The organism is Pseudomonas sp. IT-P171 (assembly GCF_949767765.1).
Classification (GTDB): Bacteria; Pseudomonadota; Gammaproteobacteria; order Pseudomonadales; family Pseudomonadaceae; genus Aquipseudomonas; species Aquipseudomonas fluorescens_B.
In genome coordinates this window covers 179,961-203,022 of the sequence record NZ_CATKQN010000057.1, presented here as the reverse complement: position 1 = coordinate 203,022, position 23,062 = coordinate 179,961, and the positions used below count along the sequence as shown (strand labels likewise).

Genomic DNA, 23,062 nt, shown 5'->3' with positions numbered 1-23,062 from the left:
CACCAGTGAAATGCGTATCAGGTTTTTAGGAGCGCTGTAATGCCTGACATCTATCACTTCTTCCAACAGCTGGTTAATGGTCTGACCATTGGCAGCACGTATGCCCTGATCGCCATCGGCTATACGATGGTTTACGGCATCATTGGAATGATCAACTTCGCCCACGGCGAGGTGTACATGATCGGCTCCTACGTGGCGTTCATCGCCATCGCCGGGCTGGCCATGATGGGACTCGACAGTGTTCCGCTGTTGATGACCGCCGCTTTCCTCGCGACCATTGTCGTGACCAGTGCCTACGGTTACAGCATCGAACGGATCGCCTACCGCCCCTTGCGCGGCAGCAACCGTCTGATCCCGCTGATTTCCGCCATCGGCATGTCGATTTTCCTGCAGAACACGGTTCTGCTGGCGCAAGACTCCAAGGACAAATCCATCCCCAACCTGATCCCCGGCAACTTCACCATCGGGCCAGGTGGCGCACATGAAGTGCTGATTTCCTACATGCAAATCGTGGTGTTCGTGGTGACGCTGGTCGCCATGGTCGGCCTGACGCTGTTCATCTCCCGCTCTCGCCTGGGTCGCGCCTGCCGCGCCTGCGCCGAAGACATCAAGATGGCCAACCTGCTGGGTATCAACACCAACAACATCATCGCCCTGACCTTTGTCATCGGTGCCGCACTGGCCGCCATCGCCGCCGTGCTGCTGAGCATGCAATACGGCGTGATCAACCCGAACGCCGGTTTCCTCGTCGGCCTCAAGGCCTTCACCGCAGCGGTACTGGGCGGTATCGGCAGCATCCCGGGCGCCATGCTCGGCGGGCTGGTGCTTGGGGTCGCGGAAGCCTTCGGTGCCGATATCTTCGGCGACCAGTACAAGGACGTCGTGGCGTTCGGTCTATTGGTTCTGGTGTTGTTGTTCCGGCCAACCGGCCTGCTGGGCCGTCCGGAGGTTGAGAAAGTATGACTAGGAATCTTAAACAGGCGTTGTTCAGCGCCTTGCTGGTGTGGGCGGTTGCCTACCCGGTACTCGGTCTGAAACTGACCATCGTCGGTATCAACCTGGAAGTCCACGGCACCAGCACTGCAACGCTGATCACCATCGCCGTGTGCTCGGTGCTGATGTTCCTGCGGGTGTTGTTCGATCAGCAGATCAGCTCGGCCTGGCGCTCTTCGCCAAACATGCCGTTGATGCCGGCCAAGGCCAGTAACTTCCTGACCCTGCCGACCACCCAGCGCTGGATCATCATTGCGCTGATCGCCGGTGCCCTGGTCTGGCCGTTCTTCGGCTCTCGCGGCGCGGTGGACATCGCCACCCTGGTGCTGATCTACGTGATGCTCGGCCTCGGCCTGAACATCGTGGTCGGTCTGGCCGGCCTGCTCGACCTCGGTTACGTCGGTTTCTACGCCGTCGGTGCCTACAGTTATGCACTGCTGTCGCATTACTACGGCTTGAGCTTCTGGATCTGCCTGCCGATCGCCGGCCTGATGGCGGCCACCTTCGGCTTCCTGCTCGGCTTCCCGGTCCTGCGTCTGCGCGGTGACTACCTGGCGATCGTGACCCTGGGATTCGGTGAAATCATCCGTCTGTTCCTGCGTAACCTCACCGGCCTCACCGGTGGCCCGAACGGCATCAGCAACATCGAGAAACCAACGTTCTTCGGTCTGACCTTCGAACGTAAAGCAGCCGAAGGCATGCAGACGTTCCACGAGTACTTCGGCCTGGAATACAACTCGATCAACAAGGTGATTTTCCTCTACCTGGTTGCGCTGTTGCTGGCCCTCGGCGCCCTGTTCGTCATCAATCGTTTGCTGCGCATGCCGATCGGTCGCGCATGGGAAGCGTTGCGTGAAGACGAAATCGCCTGCCGTGCACTGGGTCTCAATCCTACGGTCATCAAGTTGTCGGCCTTTACCCTGGGCGCCAGCTTCGCCGGTTTCGCCGGCAGCTTCTTCGCCGCCCGTCAGGGTCTGGTGACGCCGGAGTCCTTCACCTTCATCGAATCGGCGATCATCCTCGCCATCGTCGTGTTGGGTGGCATGGGCTCGCAACTGGGCGTGATCCTCGCGGCCGTGGTGATGATCCTGCTGCCTGAAATGATGCGTGAGTTCAGTGAGTACCGCATGTTGATGTTCGGCGCCTTGATGGTGCTGATGATGATCTGGCGACCTCAAGGCCTGCTGCCCATGCAACGTCCTCACATGGAGCTGCGCAAATGAGCCGCGAGATCCTTAAAGTCGAAAATCTGAGCATGCGCTTCGGCGGTTTGCTGGCGGTCAACGGCGTAGCCCTGACCGTGAAGGAAAAACAGGTGGTTGCGCTGATCGGCCCCAACGGCGCCGGCAAGACCACCGTGTTCAACTGCCTGACCGGTTTCTACAAACCGAGCGGCGGCAGCATCCTGCTGGACGGCGAGCCGATCGAAGGCCTGCCGGGCCACAAGATCGCCCTCAAAGGCGTGGTGCGCACCTTCCAGAACGTGCGGTTGTTCAAGGACATGACCGCGGTCGAGAACCTCTTGATCGCGCAGCACCGTCACCTGAACACCAACTTCCTGTCCGGTCTGTTCAAGACGCCGGGGTTCCGCAAGAGCGAACGCGAGGCGATGGAATTCGCCGAGTTCTGGCTGGACAAGGTCAACCTCACGGCGTTCGCCAACCGCCCGGCCGGCACCCTGGCCTACGGTCAGCAACGCCGCCTGGAAATCGCCCGTTGCATGATGACCCGTCCGCGGATCCTCATGCTCGACGAACCGGCCGCCGGCCTGAACCCGAAGGAAACCGAGGACCTCAAGGCGCTGATCAGCATGTTGCGTGAAGAGCACAACGTCACCGTGCTGCTGATCGAACACGACATGAAACTGGTCATGAGCATTTCCGACCACATCGTCGTGATCAACCAGGGCACGCCTCTGGCCGACGGCACGCCGGAACAGATCCGCGACAATCCTGAAGTGATCAAAGCCTACCTGGGGGAAGCGTAAATGCTGCAATTCGAAAACGTTTCCACCTTCTACGGCAAGATCCAGGCCCTGCACAGCGTCAACGTCGAAGTCCGTCAGGGCGAGATCGTGACGCTGATCGGTGCCAACGGCGCCGGCAAGTCGACCCTGCTGATGACCCTCTGCGGTTCGCCGCAAGCCCACAGCGGCAGCATCCGCTACATGGGCGAAGAGCTCGTCGGCCAGGACTCGTCGCAGATCATGCGTAAAAGCATTGCGGTCGTACCGGAAGGTCGTCGGGTGTTTGCCCGTCTGACCGTGGAAGAGAATCTGTCCATGGGCGGATTCTTCACCAACAAGGGCGATTATCAGGAACAGATGGAAAAGGTTCTCGGACTTTTCCCACGTCTGAAAGAACGCTTTGCCCAGCGCGGCGGCACCATGTCCGGCGGCGAACAGCAAATGCTCGCCATCGGCCGTGCGCTGATGAGCAAGCCCAAGCTGTTGCTGCTCGACGAGCCATCGCTGGGCCTGGCACCGATCATCATCCAGCAGATCTTCGACATCATCGAGCAACTGCGCAAGGATGGCGTGACGGTGTTCCTGGTGGAGCAGAACGCTAACCAGGCGCTGAAAATCGCTGACCGCGCGTACGTTCTGGAGAATGGCCGGGTGGTGATGCAAGGCACCGGCGAAGCGCTGCTGACCGACCCGAAAGTGCGCGAAGCGTACCTTGGTGGTTAAGCGTTTGCGGTAAACAAAAAACGGCCTGCGGGCCGTTTTTTTATGCCTGGCACAATCTCACCAACAATGAAGCCCCTTGTGGGAGGCAGACATTATCGTTAAAGCCTGTCCAGTGCCTCCCCACTGCGCTTGAACCACCCAATCAAATAATCCGCCAGCACTTGCGTGCGCTTGGGCAACCCACCCTGATACGGATGCACCAGGTACATTGGCATGCGACGTGTCTGATAGTCACGCAGGAGCCAGCGCAAACGCCCGTCAGCCAATTCCTTTTGCAGCAGGTAGGACGGCAGACGCGCAATACCCGCGCCACCCAATGCGGCTTTCTTCAACAGGCTGTAGTAGTTGCTGGCGAACGGTCCCGACACCCGCACGCGCAATAACTCGTGCTGCTGGTGATACAACCATTCTTCACGGCCGCTGTAGTGACTGTTGAGTAAACACTGATGTTCGGCGAGTGCCTGCGGCGTCAGCGGTTCGCCGTGCTGCTCAAGGTAGGCCGGGCTGGCGCAGGTCAGTTCGTGCCAGGCCAACAGCGGCCGCGCCACCAGACGCTCGTCATTGCCCACATCGGAACGCACCGCCAGATCAAAACCGTCCCGGGACAAATCACGGTAGTTGTTGTCGAGGTCGAGTTCGATCTGCACTTCGGGGTACTGGTGGGAAAACTCCAGCAACAAGCCATCGAAGAAGGTTTCCCCCAACGAGACCGGTACCGTCATCCGCACCGGCCCGGCCATGTCGTCCTTCAACCGTGCCAATGCCTGACGCGCCCTTTCCACTTGCACCACCAAGGCCTGAGCCTGCGGCAACAGCGCCGCCCCTGCCGCCGTCAGACTCAAGCGGCGGGTGGTGCGTTGCAACAGCACCACCGAAAACCGCGTCTCCAGCAGGCTGATGCGCTTGGACAACTGGCCTTTGCTGCAACCCAGTTGCTGCGCCGCCAGGGTGAAACTGCCCGCTTCGATCAACACCGCAAACGCCGCCAGATCATCCATCTCGCTCATGGATTGTTTCCATTTGAAAACCAAAGGTTGCCTATTAGCGCGCTTATCCGCAGAAAAAACCACTCTAGACTGAAGCCACTTTCAACACACATGAGGATAAACAGCATGAAGATTCTTTTGATTGGCGCAGGCGGCACCATCGGTTCGGCGATCGACAAGGAATTGTCCGAGCGTCACGAAATCATCCGCATCGGTCGCAATAGCGGCGATCTGCAGGTGGATATCAGCGACAGCGCCTCGATTCGCAAACTGTTCGAACAGACCGGCAAGTTCGACGCGCTGGTTTGCGCTGCGGGAAACGTGACCTTTGCACCGCTGGGTGAAATGACCGAAGACAGTTTCTCCCTGGGTCTGAAAGACAAGCTGATGGGCCAGGTCAACCTGCTGTTGATCGGCCGCGAATTTGCCAACGATGGTGCATCGTTCACCTTCACCACCGGCGTGCTCAGCCACGATCCGATTCGCAGCGGCGTCTCGGCTGCACTGGTCAACGGCGCCCTCGACAGCTTCGTGCGTGCCGCCGCGATTGAACTGCCGCGCGGTTTGCGGGTGAACTCCGTGAGTCCTAACGTTTTGCTCGAAGCAATGGGCAAATACGCGCCGTACTTCCGCGGCTACAAACCGGTTCCTGCAGCCGATGTGGCACTGGCCTACGCCAAAAGCGTGGAAGGCCTGCAAACGGGCCAGACCTTTCATGTGGGCTGAGCCCTTGTGATGAACGGTCAGGCTGAGTAACGTGGCGGCACTTGTCTGGAGAGCCAAAGATGCGTGTTGCCCGTTCCTTAGTCCTTGTTGCCCTGCTTCCGCTGTTCGCCGCCTGCCAGTTATTGGATGGCCCGCGTGAAAGTGCTTCCCACGTGGGCCAGACCCGAATGCAGGGTCAACTGACGGCAGCCGACGGCAAGCTGTTGTTCCAGCCATGCAATGAGCAGCGCAGTTTCGTGGTCAACGACACCGGCGGCACCAGCGTCCTGCAGGAGGCCGCGAGCCTGGCCGATGACCGGGGCAAACTGTTCGCCGACGTGCGTGGCCGGGTCGAGGGCAGCCGCCTGGATCTTGCGCAGTTGTACCGCGTCGAACGCTCGGGCACAGCGTGCGACGATCCGAATTTCAAATTGCTGATCCTGCGTGCCGCCGGCCATGGTCCGGAGTGGAACGTAAAAGTCAGCGGCAAAGGCATGGTCATCGACCGTGCGGGCCAACCGCCATTGGCCGTCCCTTATGTTGAAGAACAACTGGGTGATGGACGCTTCAACCTCAGCACTGAAGCCAACAACCAGCACATCGAACTGTGGGTCGCGCCGCAACGGTGCGTCGACAGCAGCACCGGCAGTGTTCAGCACATGAGCGCCGAATTGCGCATCGATGGCCAGGTACAACGTGGCTGCGGGTATTTCGGCGGATCGCGCGACGACTGATCGTTTAGGCCTCACGGGATTCATTCTTTGAGGCTTATAATCGCGGGCTTCAAACGCCTTGGCGCAGTTGTGCGCCCCGCGAACCGGATCCTGTCATGTTACGAATCACCGAACTCAAGCTGCCGATCGACCATCCCGATGAAGACCTGCGCCCTGCCATCGTGCAGCGCCTGGGCATCGCCAGTGATGACCTGCTCGATTACACCTTGTTCAAGCGCAGCTACGATGCGCGCAAAAAGTCCTCCGAACTGTGCTTCATCTACACCATCGACCTCACTGCGAAAGATGAGGCGGCGTTGCTGCACAAGTTCGCCGATGACCGAAACGTCAACGTGGCGCCGGATGTCAGCTACAAAGTGGTCGGCCAGGCGCCGGCCGATCTCGAGCAACGTCCGGTCGTGGTCGGTTTCGGTCCGTGCGGGATTTTCGCCGGGCTGCTGCTGGCGCAGATGGGCTTCAAGCCGATCATCCTCGAACGCGGTACCGAAGTTCGCCAGCGCACCAAGGACACTTGGGGCCTGTGGCGTAAAAGCGTGCTAAACCCCGAGTCCAACGTACAGTTTGGTGAAGGCGGCGCGGGGACATTCTCCGACGGTAAACTTTACAGCCAGATCAAGGACCCGAAATTCATCGGTCGCAAAGTCCTGCATGAATTCGTCAAAGCCGGTGCGCCGGAAGAAATCCTCTACGTCAGCAAACCGCACATCGGTACGTTCCGTCTGACCGGCGTTGTGGAAAACATGCGTGAGCAGATTCGCGCCCTGGGCGGCGAAGTGCGCTTCCAGCAGCGCGTCACCGACGTGTTGATCGAAGACGGCCAACTGGTCGGCGTCGAGCTCAACGGCGGCGAGCAGATCCATTCGAAACACGTGATTCTGGCCCTCGGCCACAGCGCCCGCGATACCTTCCGCATGCTTCACGGTCGTGGCGTGTTCATGGAAGCCAAGCCGTTCTCGGTGGGTTTCCGTATCGAACACCCGCAGTCGCTGATCGACCGCGCGCGCCTGGGCAAATACGCCGGCCACCCGAAGCTGGGGGCCGCCGACTACAAACTGGTGCACCACGCCAAGAACGGTCGTTCGGTCTACAGCTTCTGCATGTGCCCGGGCGGCACCGTGGTCGCGGCGACGTCCGAGCCGAATCGCGTCGTGACCAACGGCATGAGCCAGTACTCGCGTAACGAACGCAACGCCAACTCCGGGATCGTCGTCGGCATCACCCCGGAAGTCGATTATCCGGGCGGCCCGCTGGCCGGTATCGAGTTGCAGGAACGCCTGGAATCCCACGCCTTTGTGCTGGGTGGCAGCAACTATGAAGCGCCGGCACAACTGGTGGGCGATTTCATTGCGGGCAAACCGTCCACCGAGCTGGGCAGTGTTGAACCGTCCTACAAGCCAGGTGTTGCACTGGGTGATCTGGCGCTGGCCTTGCCGGCTTTCGCCATCGAAGCCATTCGCGAAGCCCTGCCGGCGTTCGAGAAGCAGATTCGTGGCTACTCGCTGCATGACGCGGTGTTGACCGGAATCGAAACGCGCACATCGTCGCCGCTACGCATTACCCGTAACGAGTCGATGCAGAGTCTGAACGTGAAGGGCCTGTTCCCGGCGGGTGAAGGTGCAGGTTATGCGGGCGGGATTCTGTCGGCAGGTGTGGACGGGATCCGCATCGCCGAAGCAGTGGCTCGCGACATCCTTGGCCTGGAGGCTTAAGCCTTAACATCAAAAGATCGCAGCCTTCCGCAACTCCTGCATGAGCATGCATTTCTATGTAGGAGCTGCCGAAGGTTTCGATCTTTTTTTAGATATTGGCGCGCAACACGGTGTCCGGCAACGGCTCGCCCCGCTCGACACTCGCCGCCACGATATCCATCAACCCACTCAGCTCATACCCTTGGGCCTTGAGCCAATCCTGATCGTAGTAACTGGTCTCATATCGCTCGCCGCCGTCGCACAGAATCGCCACGATCGACCCCGACTCCCCCGCCGCTACCATCTGTTGGGCCGCCATCAACGCGCCGATCAGGTTGGTCCCGCTCGAACCGCCGACACGCCGCCCCAGGCGCTGCGCCAGGTAATGCATGGCGGCCAGTGACAGATCGTCCGGTACCTTGACCATCGCATCGATCACCTTCGGCAGGAACGATGCCTCGACCCGTGGCCGACCGATGCCTTCGATCCGCGAACCGTGATCCAGGCGCAGGCTGGCATCGCCGGTCAGGTAGTAATCGAAAAACACTGAACGCTCGGCATCGGCGCATAGCACGCGGGTGCAATGCTGGCGATAGCGCACGTAACGGCCGAGGGTCGCGGTGGTGCCGCCGGTGCCGGGGCTGGAAATCAGCCAGCTCGGCTCGGGGTACTGCTCGAAGCGCATCTGATGGAAGATCGATTCGGCAATGTTGTTGTTTGCCCGCCAGTCGGTGGCGCGTTCGGCGTAGGTGAACTGATCGATGAAGTGCCCGTCGTGCTCGCGCGCCAGGCGCTCGGACTCAGCGTAGATCTGCGTCGGGTCGTCCACCAGATGACTCTTGCCGCCGTAGAAAGCGATCTGCGCGATCTTCTCTTTTGAGGTGGTCGCCGGCATGACCGCAATAAACGGCAGGCCCAGCAACCGGGCGAAGTACGCCTCGGAAATCGCCGTCGAACCGCTGGACGCTTCGATCACCGGCGCACCGGGTTTGAGCCAGCCGTTACACAGCGCATAGAGGAATAACGAACGCGCCAGCCGATGCTTCAGGCTGCCGGTGGGATGGCTCGACTCATCCTTGAAATACAACTCGATGCCCGGCAAACCCGGCAGGGGTAACGGGATGAGGTGGGTGTCGGCGCTGCGCTGGAAGTCGGCTTCGATGATGCGGATGGCTTCGCGGGCCCACTGTCGATTGTCGCTCATGGTGGTTTTCTCGTTGAGTCGGCCTTGTCACAAGGCTCAGCCCTGAAGCTTAGGAAAAATCCGACATCCCGCACAGATACAGCTGAGCTTCAATACGTCCGACAACTGCTAGGCTCAGGTCCGTGTCGATCTTTCGGCTGTAACGGCATATAACAAAAAAGAATATAACTTTTGTTTTAACAACCAACGGTACGGGTTAGGGTGTGCCACCTTTTTGATAATTCGATGGAGAGCGACCTTGCCTCTGCGTAGCACTTTCACGCGTTTCTTTCAGTTGGAAGCTGCCAGCGGTCTGTTGTTGATCGCCGCTGCTGCCTTGGCACTGATCATTAACAACTCATCGTTGTCGTGGCTCTACAACGGTCTGCTGGACACCCCCGTGGTCGCCCAGATCGGCGCGCTTAAAATCGCCAAGCCATTGTTGCTATGGATCAACGACGGGCTGATGGCACTGTTCTTCCTGCTGATCGGTCTGGAAGTGAAACGCGAAGTCCTTGATGGTCAGCTGTCGAAACCTTCGCAGATCGTGCTGCCAGGCGCGGCCGCGATCGGCGGCATGGTCGTGCCGGCGCTGCTCTACTGGTTCCTGAACCGCGACAATCCCGCAGCGCTGGGTGGCTGGGCCATCCCGATGGCCACCGACATCGCCTTCGCCCTCGGTGTCCTCGCCCTGCTGGGCAAACGGGTGCCGGTGTCACTGAAGCTGTTCCTGATGACCCTGGCAATCATCGACGACCTCGGCGCCATCATTGTCATCGCGATCTTCTATTCCGGCACCCTGTCGACCCTGTCACTCGCGCTCGCGGCGGCCTGCATCGTGGCGCTGATCGCGATGAACCGGCTTGGCGTGGTCAAGCTCGGGCCGTACATGATCATCGGTCTGATCCTGTGGGTGTGCGTGCTCAAGAGTGGTGTGCATGCAACGCTGGCCGGCGTCACCCTGGCCTTCTGCATCCCGCTGCGCACGAAAAACGCCGAACCTTCGCCGCTGCTGACCCTGGAACACGCCCTGCACCCATGGGTGGCCTACGGCATCCTCCCGCTGTTCGCCTTCGCCAACGCCGGCCTGTCCCTGAGCGGCGTGACCGTCGAAAGCTTCACCCACCACGTGCCGATGGGCATTGCGGTCGGCCTGCTGCTGGGCAAGACCCTCGGCGTGTTCGGCCTGACCTGGCTGGCAGTGAAAATCGGCATCGCCGCCCTGCCCCAAGGCGCCAACTGGGGTCAGGTGCTGGGGGTGGCGATCCTCTGCGGGATCGGCTTCACCATGAGTCTTTTTGTCGGCTCTCTGGCGTTTGAACCGGGCGTCAGTGACTACGCCGGCATGGACCGAATGGGGATCTTGACCGGTTCGATACTGGCGGCACTGATCGGTTACGCGGTGACGGCGGCGTCGAGTCGCAAGAACGCCGCGCTGCCAGCCTGATCGACAGAGACGACTCCTGGCGTCATTCGAGACGCGTCCTACCGCCACGATCAGCCAGGCCGGTAGGCCGCCTCGGTGGGCTGTGGCGGTAGTCGCCCCCCTCACGCCCTGAGCCTGTCCGTCAACTTGTGAGTGCCTCCATCGGCGCGTCTCCAAGTGACCCGCTGTAAAAGCGGAACCGCCAGCAACCGCAACCGCAGAAACGGATATGCCCCCAATCAAAATCGGCGTTTCTGTATTGCTCCGGGATGCCATGAAAAACCAAATAAAAACCCCGACCAGTCACCTGATCGGGGTTTTCTTTGTAACCACTCCGCTTAGTGCGAAACGCGGCTAGTCCCATCAACAGTAGCAATCCGTACCCGCTCACCCACACGGAACACTTCATTCTCCTGAACCTGCTGAACATAGGCGCGCATGCTGCCGTCGTCTTCGCGAACGGTGATTTCCACGCCCTGGGCGCGGGTCAAGCCTTCTTCAGTGGCCGAGCCGATCAAGCCGCCGGCAACGGCGCCGATGACCGCTGCAACGATACTGCCGCGACCGCCGCCAATGGCGCTGCCGCCGACACCACCAACCGCCGCACCGGCCAGGCCGCCGATCGGGGTCTTGGTGCCTTCGATTTTCACCGGACGCAAGGATTCGATGGTGCCCATGCGAACGGTCTGCACACGACGCGCTTCGTCACGGGAATAGGAGTCACCGGTCAGGCTCGATTGGCAACCAGTGAGCAACATCGCCATGGTGGAAAAGGAAGCAACCAGCAGAACAGACTTACGCATAGCATCAACTCCAAAGGACAGGTAGCCATTAAACTCCGCTGCTTGACGCCTGTCACGACGTCGCCCGGATAAAATTGGTTTGATTCAGGCCAGGTACAGGCGCCTCCACGAACTCAGCACACAGTAGCGGCAAATGATGGTATCTGCGCCGCTGAACCAGGAATTGTCATGGATTACTTCATCATTGTCGTCACCACTGTCGCCGGTCTGTACTTCCATGGGTGGTTGTACGTACGGATCAAACGCTGGATGGACCGCGACCTCGCGTTAGCCTTGGCTGGTGACGACGAGCATAAGAAAGTCTTCATGCTCCAGCAACTGGCGAACGCTCAAGCGCAGAAAATCAAGCGTCGGGACCTGCCGCAGTGGCTGGAGGCCGCGGCAGCAGGCTATCCCGGTCGGTAGACTGCTCAGGGTGCCAGACGTTCAAGAATCCAGTCGGCGCCCTGTAGGCGGTAGTTGAGGCGATCATGCAGGCGGCTCGAACGGCCCTGCCAGAATTCGATGCGCTCAGGCAGCAGGCGATAACCGCCCCAGTGCTCGGGGCAATGGGGCTGTGTATCGCTGAAACGTTGCTCGGTGTTCTTGAGCAGCGCTTCCAGTTCGGCGCGATCGGCGATCACGCGGCTTTGCGGTGAAGCCCAGGCGCCAAGCCGGCTGCCCAACGGCCGGACCTGAAAATAGGCGTCGGACTCTTCAGGCGTGACTTTCACCACCCGACCTTCGATGCGCACCTGACGCTCCAGGGCCGGCCAGAAAAAGGTCATGGCTGCGAACGGATTCGCGGCCAGGTGCTGACCCTTGGCGCTGTCGTAGTTGGTGAAGAACGTGAAGCCGTGTTCATCCAGGCCCTTGAGCAGCAGAATGCGGCAATGCGGCCGACCGTCCGGGTCGACGGTGGCCAGGGTCATGGCGTTGGCTTCCACCGGCGCCTGCTCGGTTTTCACCGCGTCGGCGAACCAGTGGTGGAACAGCGCGAACGGCTCGCTCGGGGCTTGTGCCTCGGTCAGGCCATCTCGGGTGTAGTCGCGACGCATATCAGCCAGGCCCTGGGTCATGGCGCATTCCTTTTGGTTAACGAATCACTTTTTCACAGCATCGGCGGCAGCGACTTTCTTGTCAGTTGCTGCGGCTTTGGCCGGCGCGGTCTTTTTAGCCGGCGTCGCTGTTTTGGCTGGTGCCTTCTTGGCGGCGGCTTTCTTGGCCGGCGCTTTTTTCGCGGCAGGCACAGCGGCTTTCTTCGCGGCAGGTGCGGGAGTGACCGGCTTGACCACTGGCTTCACGTCCTGGGCTGCGACCAGTTTGACCGGCGCCGGGGCTGGCATGTTGTATTTGCTCAGCAGCGCGACCATGGTGTTTTGCGGGGTCACCAACAGTTCAACGCGACGGTTCAAGGCACGGCCTTCAGTGCTGTCGTTCGCTGCACGCGGGGCTTCGCCGCCCATGCCGCGCAACATCAGACGATCACGCTGCAAGCCGCTGAGACGGAAGATTGCCGCCACCGCTTGTGCCCGCTCCTGACTCAGTTTTACGTTGGCCGGTGCGGCGCCCGAGGTATCGCTGTGACCGAGTACCAGCACGGCAGTCTTCGGATCGACTTCGAGGATTTTCGCCACGCGAGTGAACGGCCCCAAGGTGACCGGCAGCAACATGGCCGGGCGGTCGGGGTTGAACGAGCCTTCTACCGGCGCGGTCACCACCAGCACGTTTTCACGGCGCTCGAGTTGCAGGTTGCTGTCCTTGATCGCCTCGCGCAGGCGCGGTTCGTAGTCGTCGAGCCAGGCCTGGGTGACTTTCGGATCCGGCATCGGTACAGCTTTAGCGGTGCTCTGATCCTTGCCGCCGAACGGCCACCACCATTTGCCACCTGCTTGCGCCTCAGCCTTGGCCACTTCGACCGGTTTGGCTTCAGGTTTCACCTCTGGCTTCTTGTCCAGAACTTCCTCAGAGCCAAACGGCCAGTACCAGGGACTGGAGCTTTCAGCCTTGGCCACCGGAGCCGCAGCGACTGGTTTCACAGGTGCTGGCGCCGGCGCCGGCTCTTTTGCCGCAACTTTGTCGGAGGAACCGAACGGCCACCAGCTGCTGCCATCCGAATCATTTTGTGGAGTCTGCGCACAACCGGTAACAGCGACACACAGGGCCAAAGCGAGGGTGGTTTTATTGAATGACATTGGATATCCACAAAAATGAAGTCATAAAAAATCAGGCCGGCTTGACCCGGATAAACAGACGCTTGGAAAACATAAAGGCCTTCAGGTTCCGGCCCTGGAACCCGTGAGCGCGTTTTACAGACAAGTGGCCAGTACCCGCGCAAGGTTTTGCGCGCGCGGATCCATCAAGACGTAAGGCCCCAGTGTATTTGTCACAAAACCGAAGGCAACATCGTGCTCCGGGTCAGCAAAACCGATGGAACCGCCCGCCCCCGGATGGCCGAACGCACGTGGGCCGAGGCCGTAAGTGGCGTTGGGGACGTCCGGTTGATCGAGCATGCAACCCAGGCCGAAACGGGTCCGGGTCAGTAAAGTCTTGTCTTCGCCGAGGCTGTGTTCGCGGGTCAGCTCGTCGAGCATTTCGCTTTCCAGCAGGCTGCCATCGAGCAGGCCGGCGTAGAACCCGGCCAGGCTGCGGGCATTGCCGTGGCCATTGGCCGCCGGTTGCTGCATGCGCCGCCACTCGGGTTTGTTGGTGCTGGTCAGGACCGACGGTGGGTTGGTGAAGGCCCGCGTGGTCATGGCCGTCGGTTCGCGCATCGTCACTTGCAACAAGCGCTGGGCCGCGGCATCACCGACGTTGCCCTTGCCGCGGGCGATGTGCGCCACGCGCTGGAATTCTTCATCCGCCAGACCGACATGGAAATCCAGCCCCAGCGGTTTGGCGACGCGGGCCACGATTGACTCGCCAGGCCCACGACCGTCAGCCCGCCGCAGCAACTCGCCGACCAGCCAGCCATAGGTGATCGCGGCATAACCGTGCGCGGTGCCCGGCGTCCACCACGGCGATTCGGCCGCCAGGGCATCGACCATGGCCTGCCAGTCGTAAAGCGCCTCGGGGGCCAGCAATTCACGCAGCGCCGGCAGACCGGCCTGATGGCAGAGCAATTGACGCAGGGTGACGGATTCCTTGCCGGCGGCGGCGAATTCGGGCCAGTAGCGGGCAACCGGGGCGTCCAGTTGCAGCTTGCCTTCGGCCACCAGTTGCAGGGCTGTGACGGCGGTGAAGGTCTTGGTGCAGGAGAACAGGTTGGCGATGGTGTCGCTGTGCCAGGCCTCATGGCCATCCTTGTCGGCGGTGCCGGACCAGAGATCGACAACGGTATCGCCACCGACCTGGATGCACAGCGCTGCGCCACGTTCCTGGGGATCGTCGAACAACGCGGCGAACGCTTCACGCACCGCTTCGAACCTGAGTTCGTAATGACCCTGAATCTGCACCCGCTACTCCCTCGGACAAAGCTCTACAAAGTGGCCCGCATTGTTCCAGCCATTGGCGGTTTTGGGAACAGGGGCGGGCTGGGCGGTCGGTTTGCCCATGGAAATGATTTGTGGCGAGGGAGCTTGCTCCCGCTAGGCTGCGCAGCGGCCCCAAAAAAGGCCTGCTGCGCAGTCCAGCGGGAGCAAGCTCCCTCGCCACAGGGATTTCAGCGATTAATGGCCTTTGCCTGAATGCCCGCCCGCCTGCCCGGCACCCTGCCCCGGGCCCTTGCCGGCTTCGGCTTTTCGCCCACCCACGGCATCGTGACTGGCTTTATCCGCCTCAGCCCTGGCCTTCTCGGCCTCTTTGCCCAGCTGATCAACGGCCGCCAGGTTGCTCTTGCGCACACTGTCGACAAAGCCCTGGAACGGCAGATCGGTAACGCCCACCAAACCGAAGTGGCCGTTTTCACCGTCCAGCAGACGGCCGGTCACCGGTTGATCGAGGTACTGGAACCAGTGCACGCCAACAATCGACGGTTCACCGAGCGCCTGTTTCAGGAAATTGGCATAAGCCGGGCCGCGGTCTTCTTCCTTGGCCAGTTGCGTCACGCCACCCCAGAACGGGCCACGATCGGCGGAGCCGAAGTTGAACTCGGTAATCAGCACCGGCTTATCCAGGCTGCGCAATGTCGCGAAGTCGTAACCGTCCTGCGGTTGCAGGGTGTACATGTTGAAGCTCAGCACGTCGCAATACTGCGCGCAGGATTCCACGGCTTCCGGCGTGCTAATGGCAAAGCGACCGCCCAGCAACAGCTGGTTCGGCGCGTGCCACTTGAGCGAGTCGGAAATGGTTTTGAAGTACGTGTCGGCAAAGACCTTCTGGAAGTATTTGAAGTCGGCTTCGATTTCCGGATGCTCGGCGCTTGGCAGCGGCGGTACGAAGCCGGGATCTTCCATCAATTCCCACGCCGGCAAGTCGATGCCCCAGGCTTTGGAAAGGCCTGCCTGATTGCGGTATTTGTCGCGCAATTGCTTGAGGAACGCGCGCTTGGCCGGCACGTCGGTGGTCATTTTCAAAGTGCCGTAGGCCAGCGCATAGCGGGCTTTCGGGTCGTCGCCGGGACCGGCCCAGGCCAGTTCGTTGTCGGCAAAGTAACCGATCAGCCACGGATCATCGCGATGATCGCGGGCGGCGATGGCCACGGCACGCTCGGTGGCCATGGCGAAACGCGGGTCGAACGGATCGGGCATGCCGCCCCACCAGTCGGTGCCCGTGCTGATACTGGCGTAATCGCCGACGATTGACAGCGGCAAGGTGTAGGGCAGGCGATCAGCGTTGGCCAGTGCCGGGGCACTCCAGTTGCCGATGGTGTTGAACCCCCAGGCTTGCAGGCGATCCAGGGTGTGGCTGGCCCAGCGTTGTTCATCAATCACCGCGGTGCAGGGCTCGGCGGGTTTCTGCTCGACCGCTTTCGCGACCTTTGCTTCCTCTGCGCCAGTCTTGGCGGCTTCGGCAACACCGGATTCGGCGGTGGCAGGCACGACGGGTTGCTCAGCGGCTTTTTCGACCGTCGCCTCAACTGCGTCGGCCTTGGCCGCTTCGGCGACACCGGCCTTGGTGTCGCTGCCCAGTGCGCAAGGGGCGCCATACAAACGCTGCAGGTTGGCGCCATAGAAGTCGTACCAGCGACCGGCGTTATAGGCACGGCCCTGATCGACGCCATTGCCGCCACGGTTGTCGCCTTCGCCAAAGTGACTGGCCAGCGGCTCGTCGGGTTTTGGCAACGCCTCGAACATCCACTCGCGGCCGGCGATGTAGGTCTGGTTGACGTCCGGGGTAACGGTGTTGACCCCGAGCGAGTAGAACGGATGGCCTTCCGGCGTCACGAGGTACCAGCGACCGTCACGTTTCTCGGTGCGGAAAAAGCCGCTGGCCTTGAACGACGGGCCTTTTATCCAGCCACCGAATTTGTCCAGCGACGCCTTCTCACGCTCGGCCAACCAGGTTTTGGTTTGTTGCTGTTCCTTGGCGGCGGCGCTTTTGAGTTGCTCGTCGCTGCCGACCTTTTCCGGCCATTTGGCCCGGGTAGATTGCCCGAAAGCGTCCACCAGACCGCCGTAAACGGCCTGAGTCACAGCCTCGCCGTCCTGCACGCCAAAGCGTTCCAGCAGGATGCTTTGGGCGACTTTCGGCTGATCCATCGACAAGGTCACCGACACCACCTGGCTGCGCTCCAGTTCGCCAGCGCTGCTGGCCAGCAGGATACGTTGACCGTCGACGGTCATCGGCATCGGCGGCCCGGCCTTCATGCCCAGGCTCAGCGGTGAAGTGGCGACCAATGGCACCAGCAGCGTCTGCGCAGGACCGGCCGGCAGGTCGACGCGACTGATCAGCGTCTTGCCATCGTTGCTCTGGATTTTCACATAGAGGGTCACGGCCCAATTCATCGCGCTCTGGATCCGCAGGCTCATCATGGCCGACTGCGACCAGTCCCAGGCACCGGTTTGCGGAGTCAAACGCAGGGTTGGCTGTACCACAGGGTTGAACGTCACCCGACGCAGCACTTCGCCTTCGGCTGTTTGCTCGGCATTGGATTGCGGCAGGCTGGCGTCCTGAGTCGCCACCTGGACCACATCGGCGGGGCGCACAAAGTTGAACAGCGTCTGCTGGCCTGCCGGAGCGGCCAACAAGGGCGTTGCGAACAACAGGGCAAATACGGCGGGCAAGGAACGGCGAATCATGAGAACGAAATTCTCCCTAACGACCTCAATGGGCCAATGGAAAAGCGGTGGCAGAGAGATAGACAACGCGGCGGGCAGATTTGCCCACCGCTGTATCAGGAAATTTCTCGACGGAATGGCGGCAACGCATTGAGGATCGCTTTGCCGTAACGCTGGGTGACCAGGCGTCGGTCGAGCAACGTGATGGTGCCGCGGTCTTCTTCGGTCCGCAGCAAGCGACCGCAGGCCTGGACCAGTTTCAGCGAGGCGTCCGGCACGGAGATCTCCATGAACGGATTGCCGCCCCGTGCTTCGATCCATTCGGCCAGTGCCGCTTCGACCGGATCATCCGGCACCGAGAACGGAATCTTCGCGATCACCACGTGTTCGCAGTAAGCACCAGGCAAGTCGACCCCTTCAGCGAAACTCGCCAGGCCGAACAGCACGCTGGAATCGCCACCATCGACCCGCGCCTTGTGCTTGTTCAGGGTTTCCTGTTTCGACAGGTTGCCCTGGATAAACACTTGCTTGCGCCAGTCGCGGTCGAGGCCGTCGAACACGTCCTGCATCTGCTTGCGCGAGGAGAACAGCACCAGCGTGCCGCGCGAACCTTCGACCAGTTGCGGCAGGTCTCGGATGATGGCGGCGGTGTGCGCCGGCGCATCACGCGGGTCGGCTTTCAGGTCGGGCACCCGCAACACACCCGCGTCGGCGTGATGGAACGGGCTCGGGACCACGGCGGTCACGGCCTTTTTCGGCAGGCCGGCACGCATGCGGAAACGGTCGAAAGTGCCCAGCGCGGTCAGCGTTGCCGAGGTCACCAGCGCCCCATAAGCGACGTTCCACAGGTTGCGCCGGAGCATTTCCGCCGCGAGGATCGGGCTGGCGTTGACCTCAATGTCGAACAGCGAACCGCTTTCGGCCAGGGTCAGCCAGCGCGCCATGGGCGGGTTGTCTTCCGGGTCTTCTGCGGTGAACGCGACCCACAATTCCCAGTTGCCCGAAGAACGCGACAACAGGCTGCCGAACAGCGGATACCATTCTTCGGCCTGGTTGCTGGCGATGCCGATGTTGACCTCGCCGTCCATGCCTTCCTTGAGCAATTCGGTGAGCCGGGTAAACAGGTCGGTGAGACGGGCGAAGCCTTTCTTCAGCTCAACGCCCATTTCGCGCATGTGCTCGGGAATCACCCCGCCGACGAAGCGGTGACGCGGCCGTTCACGACCTTCGACGTCTTCGCCGGGTTTGAAATCGGCGACCTGTTCGCAGGCAGAAAACATGAACTGTTGCTGGGTCTTGATCTCACGGGCCAGTTCCGGCACCTGCTCGATCAGCTTGCCCAGATCGCCCGGCAGCGGGTGCTGGGCAAGCAATTTGGTGAGGTTCTTGGCGGTGGTTTCCAGCCAGTCGGCGGTGGAACGCAGACGCGTGTAGTGAGCGAAGTGGCCGATGGCCTTGTCCGGCAGGTGGTGACCTTCGTCGAACACGTAGATGGTGTCGCGCGGGTCCGGCAGAACCGCACCGCCGCCCAATGCCAGATCGGCCAGGACCATGTCGTGGTTGGTGACGATGACGTCGACCTTGCCCATGCCTTCGCGGGCCTTGTAGAAGGCGCACTGGCCGAAGTTCGGGCAATGACGGTTGGTGCACTGGCTGTGGTCGGTGGTCAGGCGCGCCCAGTCGGCGTCTTCCAGAGCGGTGGACCAACTGTCGCGGTCGCCGTCCCATTTATTGCCGGCGAGTTTCTCGATCATGCTGGTGAACAGCTTCTGACTGGCCTCATCGACCTCGATCTTGAAGCCTTCTTCCTCGAACAGCTGCGCCGTGGCGGTTTGTGCGTGACCTTCCTGGAGCAACATGTCGAGCTTGGACAGGCACATGTAGCGCCCACGGCCCTTGGCCAGGGCGAAGCTGAAATTCAGCCCGCTGTTGCGCATCAGGTCGGGCAGATCCTTGTAGACGATCTGTTCTTGCAGGGCCACGGTGGCCGTGGCGATCACCAGGCGTTTGCCGGCGGCCTTCGCGGTCGGGATCGCTGCCAGGCTGTAGGCCACGGTCTTGCCGGTACCGGTGCCGGCTTCCACCGCGACAATCGCGGGGTCGCCACTGCGCCGGCCTTCGTCGTCGGTGTCGATGTCACCGAGGACTTTGGCAATTTCGGCGATCATCAGGCGTTGGCCGTAGCGCGGCTTGAGGCTCTTGGCTTCGAGAAAACGCGAGTAGGCGCCCTGGATCGTGGTTTTGAGTTCGGTGCTGATCATGGATTGTCGGGCGCAAAAAACGCTGGATAAATTTTCAGTGGTTCGGTTCGGCGGCTATCATACCCCGCTAATTAATCCCGCGCAGAACGGAGTACCTCAATGACACCTTTTGGCATCGTTTACACCCTGCATCTCCTGTCCGCCCTGGTGTGGGTCGGCGGCATGTTTTTCGCGTGGATGGTCTTGCGTCCTGCGGCGATGAAGGCGCTGGAAGGCCCTGCTCGCTTGAAACTGTGGGTGGAAGTGTTTCAAGGTTTTTTCCGCTGGGTCTGGGTGGCGGTGGTGCTGTTGCCGATCAGCGGGGTGGGCATGATCCATCTGCAATACGCCGGTTTTGAGGCCGCGCCGCGTTATGTGCAGGTGATGATGGGCTTGTACGTGGTGATGACGGCGCTGTTTATCCGGATTCAGGCGTTGCTGTTGCCCGAGTTGCGCACGGCGGTGGCGGCGCAGGACTGGCCGACGGGAGCTGCGGTGCTGGGACAGATTCGCAAGCTGGTGGGGATCAATCTGATCGTTGGGTTGGTGTTGGTAGCCATTGCCGCGGCGCGGCCGATGTTCTAAGGCTTCGCCAACTTTGTGGTAAGGGACTCCGTGGCGAGGGGATTTATCCCCGTTCGGCTGCGAAGCAGTCGTAAAACCAGGCAACGCGGAGTCCGGATTGGGGCCGCTTCGCAGCCCAACGGGGATAAATCCCCTCGCCACAAAGCTCCCTCGCCACAAGGGTTCTCGGTGGTTCTTACAACCGCTGAACAGTCACCGAGCCCGCCGCACCCGCAGGCCCCGGCTGGCCGTCCACGCCAGGTTTGCCGCTCTTGCCGCCATCAGCCTTGTACACCAGGCATCCCTTGGCCTTGCCGCCCGCGCCCGGCTTGCCGCCAGGACCGGCCAGACCACCCGCGCCGCCCGCCACTTGAACCTTGATCTGCTCCGCCGGATAGTCCCGCGGCACTTCCAGCCTGACCAGCGCGCCCGGCGCACCTGGCTGACCATCGCTGCCATTACTGCCATCCGCTCCGCGGCCAGCCTGGCCCCAAGTGCACCCCGGCGCCTGACCGTTGGCGCCATCGAGACCGACAAAACCCGGCGCCCCTGCGCCGCCGCGTGCATCGAGCGACAACTGCGGTGCGTTCAGTGCCTTGATCTGCACGTTCAGATTGCGCCCCGAGCGGGCTGCCTTGAGGTAAGTGCCCGGCGCGCCGCGAGCGGTGATCTGGCTGCCTTCGGAGAGTTCGGCACGGTTGATCTTCAACTCCAGGGCATTTTCGCTCGGCACGATGGCGATCCGCGCTTCACGCCCCAGGTGCAATTCGCCCACGGTGACTTCGGTCACGTTCGAGGGAATCAGCAGCGTGCCGTAATCGGCCACTTCCAGGCGTTCCAGCTGCATGGTGCTGACAGTGTTGGGCAGGCGCATCAGCGAGTTGGTTTCGACGCTGATCACTTGGGCGCAGGCGAGCGGGCTGATGAAAGCGGCGAGCAGACAGAGTTTACGCATGGGATGCCTTAGAGACGGCGGGAGCCGGAAGGGTTTGCAGGTGGAAAACACCGAAAAAGACAATCTTCAAGCGATCGCGCCAAGGGTGGGCACGACCTCTGAGGCTGCGGAAACAGAACACCGCCTCGAGAAGATGCAGGAACGCCAACAGACCGCCGGCCAGATTGACCAACAGGTGCAGCGGATTGACAAACGGCGTCATCAGATTGACCAGGACCACCAGCCAGAACAGCAGGGTCAACAGCTTCCCCAGCCCCCAAAACACCTTCATACGCGCCCCCGTTGAGAATTATTCTTTGCGCGCACAGTAACGGCTTCCACGCGGGATAAGCCAGAGGGCAACGGAAAATTCTTCATGAAGGCCGCCGAATGGCCATCGGAACAACCGAAATGGCTGTCCGACGGCTCTATCACGTGGCTCAGCGATTGATGTGCAATTCCACGCGACGGTTTTTCGCGCGGCCTTCGTCTGTTTCGTTATCAGCCACGGGCTGACTTTCGCCCCGGCCTTCGCTGGTGAGTTTGTTCGGCGCCAGGCCCATGCCCAACAAGTAAGCCGCCACGCTGCTGGCGCGTCGTTCTGAAAGCGCCTGGTTATAAGTGTCCGAACCTACGCTGTCGGTATGGCCGATCACTTTAATGCTCACCACATCGGCGCTTTGCAGTGTGGGCATCAGCGCATCCAGCTGACTTTGCATCGAGGGCGTCAGGTCGGAATTATTGAAGGCAAACAGCACGTCGCCCGCATCGCTCAGAGTGATGACTTCGGTTTGCACAGCTTTCACGCTGGCCGGGTATTGCGGCAACGGACAACCATGATGTTCAACCGGGGTATTGACCGGGGTATCAGGGCAGCGATCGCGTCGATCGAATACACCATCGTCGTCTTCATCGCCGTCCTGGGCATAACAGATCAAACCCCCGGTCAAGATCCCCAGTGCCGCTCCGCCCGCCGCCCATCCGCTACTCTCCAGAGCGCCCAGGCCTCCACCGACCAGACCGCCGATAACGCTGCAGACAGGCCAGGTACGTTGATTGAGGGGGGCAGTGCCATCGCTGTGAGTCGCGCAACCGGTCAATACGCCGCCAAGCAGCAGCACCGGCAAGAGGGTTCTGGGGAGAAGGCTCATGGTTGAAAGCTCCTGTGTTACCGGCAGATGCCGGTCACACAGGAGTAAAGACCCGCATCCGCGACTGCACAAGCCGCGGAGCGGAAGGGACTCAACGCTCGATCTTGATTTCGGTACGACGGTTCAACGCACGGCCGTCAGCGGTTTTGTTATCGGCAACAGGCTGGCTTTCACCGGCACCGGTCACAGACACGAAGCTACTGCGCGGCACGCCATCCTTGACGAGGTAATCAACCACCGAGTGCGCGCGACGATCAGACAGTTTCTGGTTGTAGGCATCGCTGCCCACGCTGTCGGTATGGCCAGTGACGGTCAGGCGTGCGGTGGTAGATTCCTGTTTCAGGCGAGTGGCGACTTTGTCGAGTACCAGCTTGTCGGAAGGAGTGAGTGTGGCTTTGTCGAACTGGAAGTGAACATCGCGGATGACGATGGTTTCTTCCTTGACCACAACCACCTCTTCAACCACTGGCGCAGGGACTGGTGGTGGGCAGCCATCGGCATCGACCTGCACGCCTTTAGGCGTACCCGGGCACTTGTCGCGGCTGTCCGGCACGCCATCGCCGTCTTCGTCGCCATCACCGTGAACCCAGCAATAGGCTGCGGCCGTACCGCCAACCAACAGCGCGCCGTACCCTGCCCATGCCGTGCTCTCGGTCGCGCCGAGACCCGCACCTACCACACCACCGACTGCCGCACAGGTCGGCCAGTCGGTTTTCTGCAAACCTGCGCAACCAGTCAACACACTGGTTAGCAGAACCAAGGGTAATGCTGTCCGAACTATGCTCATCTAGTTTTCTCCTGAGGGATCGGCTTAGAACCGATTCAGGGA

22 protein-coding genes are annotated in these 23,062 nt (G+C 61.1%); 10 read left to right on the top strand and 12 right to left on the bottom strand.

The genetic code is table 11. The annotated features are described in order from the left end of the window. The first annotated feature begins 39 nt into the window (after positions 1 to 39). From livH to ACM6I5_RS25225, 4 genes are read left to right on the top strand one after another with little or no spacing between them, the layout of a single operon-like run. Positions 40 to 963 (top strand): high-affinity branched-chain amino acid ABC transporter permease LivH, encoded by a 924-nt coding sequence (livH, locus tag ACM6I5_RS25240; RefSeq protein WP_017336822.1) that lies wholly within the window; start codon positions 40 to 42, stop codon positions 961 to 963. Next, positions 960 to 2,216, top strand: a complete 1,257-nt coding sequence (locus ACM6I5_RS25235) for a high-affinity branched-chain amino acid ABC transporter permease LivM (RefSeq protein WP_017336821.1) — start codon at positions 960 to 962, stop codon at positions 2,214 to 2,216. Before livH ends, ACM6I5_RS25235 begins: the two co-directional genes overlap by 4 nt. Beyond that, positions 2,213 to 2,980, top strand: coding sequence for a high-affinity branched-chain amino acid ABC transporter ATP-binding protein LivG (gene livG / locus ACM6I5_RS25230; RefSeq protein WP_017336820.1), 768 nt, complete (start codon positions 2,213 to 2,215; stop codon positions 2,978 to 2,980). The genes ACM6I5_RS25235 and livG overlap by 4 nt, the downstream gene beginning before the upstream one ends. Next, complete coding sequence (locus ACM6I5_RS25225; protein WP_017336819.1) at positions 2,981 to 3,682, top strand: ABC transporter ATP-binding protein; 702 nt, start codon at positions 2,981 to 2,983, stop codon at positions 3,680 to 3,682. It begins immediately after the preceding gene. 98 nt (positions 3,683 to 3,780) lie between these two features. On the opposite strand, the gene ACM6I5_RS25220 is transcribed toward ACM6I5_RS25225, so the two are convergent. Beyond that, complete coding sequence (locus ACM6I5_RS25220; RefSeq protein ID WP_414879550.1) at positions 3,781 to 4,689, bottom strand: LysR family transcriptional regulator; 909 nt, start codon at positions 4,687 to 4,689, stop codon at positions 3,781 to 3,783. Positions 4,690 to 4,794: 105 nt separating this feature from the next. Between ACM6I5_RS25220 and ACM6I5_RS25215 the strand changes: the two genes are divergently transcribed. The 3 genes from ACM6I5_RS25215 (at position 4,795) to ACM6I5_RS25205 (ending at position 7,816) form a co-directional block, all read left to right on the top strand. Beyond that, on the top strand, positions 4,795 to 5,394 hold the full coding sequence (locus tag ACM6I5_RS25215; RefSeq protein ID WP_414884905.1) for a short chain dehydrogenase: 600 nt from the start codon (positions 4,795 to 4,797) through the stop codon (positions 5,392 to 5,394). 59 nt (positions 5,395 to 5,453) lie between these two features. Next, on the top strand, positions 5,454 to 6,107 hold the full coding sequence (locus tag ACM6I5_RS25210) for a COG3650 family protein (RefSeq protein ID WP_017336816.1): 654 nt from the start codon (positions 5,454 to 5,456) through the stop codon (positions 6,105 to 6,107). Between the two features lie 95 nt (positions 6,108 to 6,202). Then, positions 6,203 to 7,816, top strand: a complete 1,614-nt coding sequence (locus ACM6I5_RS25205; protein ID WP_414879549.1) for an NAD(P)/FAD-dependent oxidoreductase — start codon at positions 6,203 to 6,205, stop codon at positions 7,814 to 7,816. A gap of 88 nt (positions 7,817 to 7,904) precedes the next feature. Here the strand turns inward: ACM6I5_RS25205 and ACM6I5_RS25200 are convergent, their stop codons facing one another. Next, positions 7,905 to 8,999 carry a PLP-dependent cysteine synthase family protein gene (locus tag ACM6I5_RS25200; protein WP_414884904.1) on the bottom strand — a complete coding sequence of 365 codons (1,095 nt, stop codon included), beginning with the start codon at positions 8,997 to 8,999 and terminating at the stop codon, positions 7,905 to 7,907. 238 nt (positions 9,000 to 9,237) lie between these two features. On the opposite strand from ACM6I5_RS25200, the gene nhaA reads away from it, so the two are divergent. Next, entirely contained in the window at positions 9,238 to 10,425 is a 1,188-nt protein-coding gene (gene nhaA / locus ACM6I5_RS25195) for a Na+/H+ antiporter NhaA (protein WP_414879547.1), read from the top strand. 317 nt (positions 10,426 to 10,742) lie between these two features. On the opposite strand, the gene ACM6I5_RS25190 is transcribed toward nhaA, so the two are convergent. Beyond that, on the bottom strand, positions 10,743 to 11,207 hold the full coding sequence (locus ACM6I5_RS25190) for a glycine zipper 2TM domain-containing protein (protein ID WP_017336812.1): 465 nt from the start codon (positions 11,205 to 11,207) through the stop codon (positions 10,743 to 10,745). A 168-nt stretch (positions 11,208 to 11,375) separates the two neighbouring features. Here ACM6I5_RS25190 and ACM6I5_RS25185 point away from each other — a divergent pair, with 168 nt between their 5' ends. Next, positions 11,376 to 11,612, top strand: a complete 237-nt coding sequence (locus ACM6I5_RS25185; RefSeq protein ID WP_017336811.1) for a hypothetical protein — start codon at positions 11,376 to 11,378, stop codon at positions 11,610 to 11,612. A gap of 5 nt (positions 11,613 to 11,617) precedes the next feature. On the opposite strand, the gene pdxH is transcribed toward ACM6I5_RS25185, so the two are convergent. The 5 genes from pdxH to dinG form a co-directional block, all read right to left on the bottom strand. Continuing rightward, on the bottom strand, positions 11,618 to 12,265 hold the full coding sequence (gene pdxH / locus ACM6I5_RS25180) for a pyridoxamine 5'-phosphate oxidase (protein ID WP_017336810.1): 648 nt from the start codon (positions 12,263 to 12,265) through the stop codon (positions 11,618 to 11,620). Between the two features lie 24 nt (positions 12,266 to 12,289). Beyond that, a complete protein-coding gene (locus ACM6I5_RS25175; protein ID WP_017336809.1) occupies positions 12,290 to 13,381 on the bottom strand; it encodes an OmpA family protein in 1,092 nt (363 codons plus the stop codon). 114 nt (positions 13,382 to 13,495) lie between these two features. Next, positions 13,496 to 14,641, bottom strand: a complete 1,146-nt coding sequence (locus tag ACM6I5_RS25170) for an EstA family serine hydrolase (RefSeq protein WP_017336808.1) — start codon at positions 14,639 to 14,641, stop codon at positions 13,496 to 13,498. 213 nt (positions 14,642 to 14,854) lie between these two features. Then, positions 14,855 to 17,365, bottom strand: coding sequence for a beta-galactosidase (locus ACM6I5_RS25165; protein WP_414884903.1), 2,511 nt, complete (start codon positions 17,363 to 17,365; stop codon positions 14,855 to 14,857). A 95-nt stretch (positions 17,366 to 17,460) separates the two neighbouring features. Then, positions 17,461 to 19,605, bottom strand: a complete 2,145-nt coding sequence (gene dinG, locus ACM6I5_RS25160) for an ATP-dependent DNA helicase DinG (protein WP_017336806.1) — start codon at positions 19,603 to 19,605, stop codon at positions 17,461 to 17,463. A gap of 99 nt (positions 19,606 to 19,704) precedes the next feature. On the opposite strand from dinG, the gene ACM6I5_RS25155 reads away from it, so the two are divergent. Continuing rightward, positions 19,705 to 20,169, top strand: coding sequence for a CopD family protein (locus tag ACM6I5_RS25155; protein WP_414884902.1), 465 nt, complete (start codon positions 19,705 to 19,707; stop codon positions 20,167 to 20,169). 175 nt (positions 20,170 to 20,344) lie between these two features. On the opposite strand, the gene ACM6I5_RS25150 is transcribed toward ACM6I5_RS25155, so the two are convergent. The 4 genes from ACM6I5_RS25150 to ACM6I5_RS25135 form a co-directional block, all read right to left on the bottom strand. Further along, positions 20,345 to 21,103, bottom strand: a complete 759-nt coding sequence (locus tag ACM6I5_RS25150) for a collagen-like protein (protein ID WP_017336804.1) — start codon at positions 21,101 to 21,103, stop codon at positions 20,345 to 20,347. Further along, a complete protein-coding gene (locus ACM6I5_RS25145) occupies positions 21,096 to 21,374 on the bottom strand; it encodes a DUF1145 domain-containing protein (RefSeq protein WP_017336803.1) in 279 nt (92 codons plus the stop codon). The genes ACM6I5_RS25150 and ACM6I5_RS25145 overlap by 8 nt, the downstream gene beginning before the upstream one ends. Positions 21,375 to 21,522: 148 nt before the next feature. Further along, entirely contained in the window at positions 21,523 to 22,233 is a 711-nt protein-coding gene (locus ACM6I5_RS25140; RefSeq protein ID WP_414884901.1) for an OmpA family protein, read from the bottom strand. 91 nt (positions 22,234 to 22,324) lie between these two features. Beyond that, on the bottom strand, positions 22,325 to 23,020 hold the full coding sequence (locus ACM6I5_RS25135) for an OmpA family protein (RefSeq protein WP_414879542.1): 696 nt from the start codon (positions 23,018 to 23,020) through the stop codon (positions 22,325 to 22,327). Positions 23,021 to 23,062: the final 42 nt, after the last annotated feature.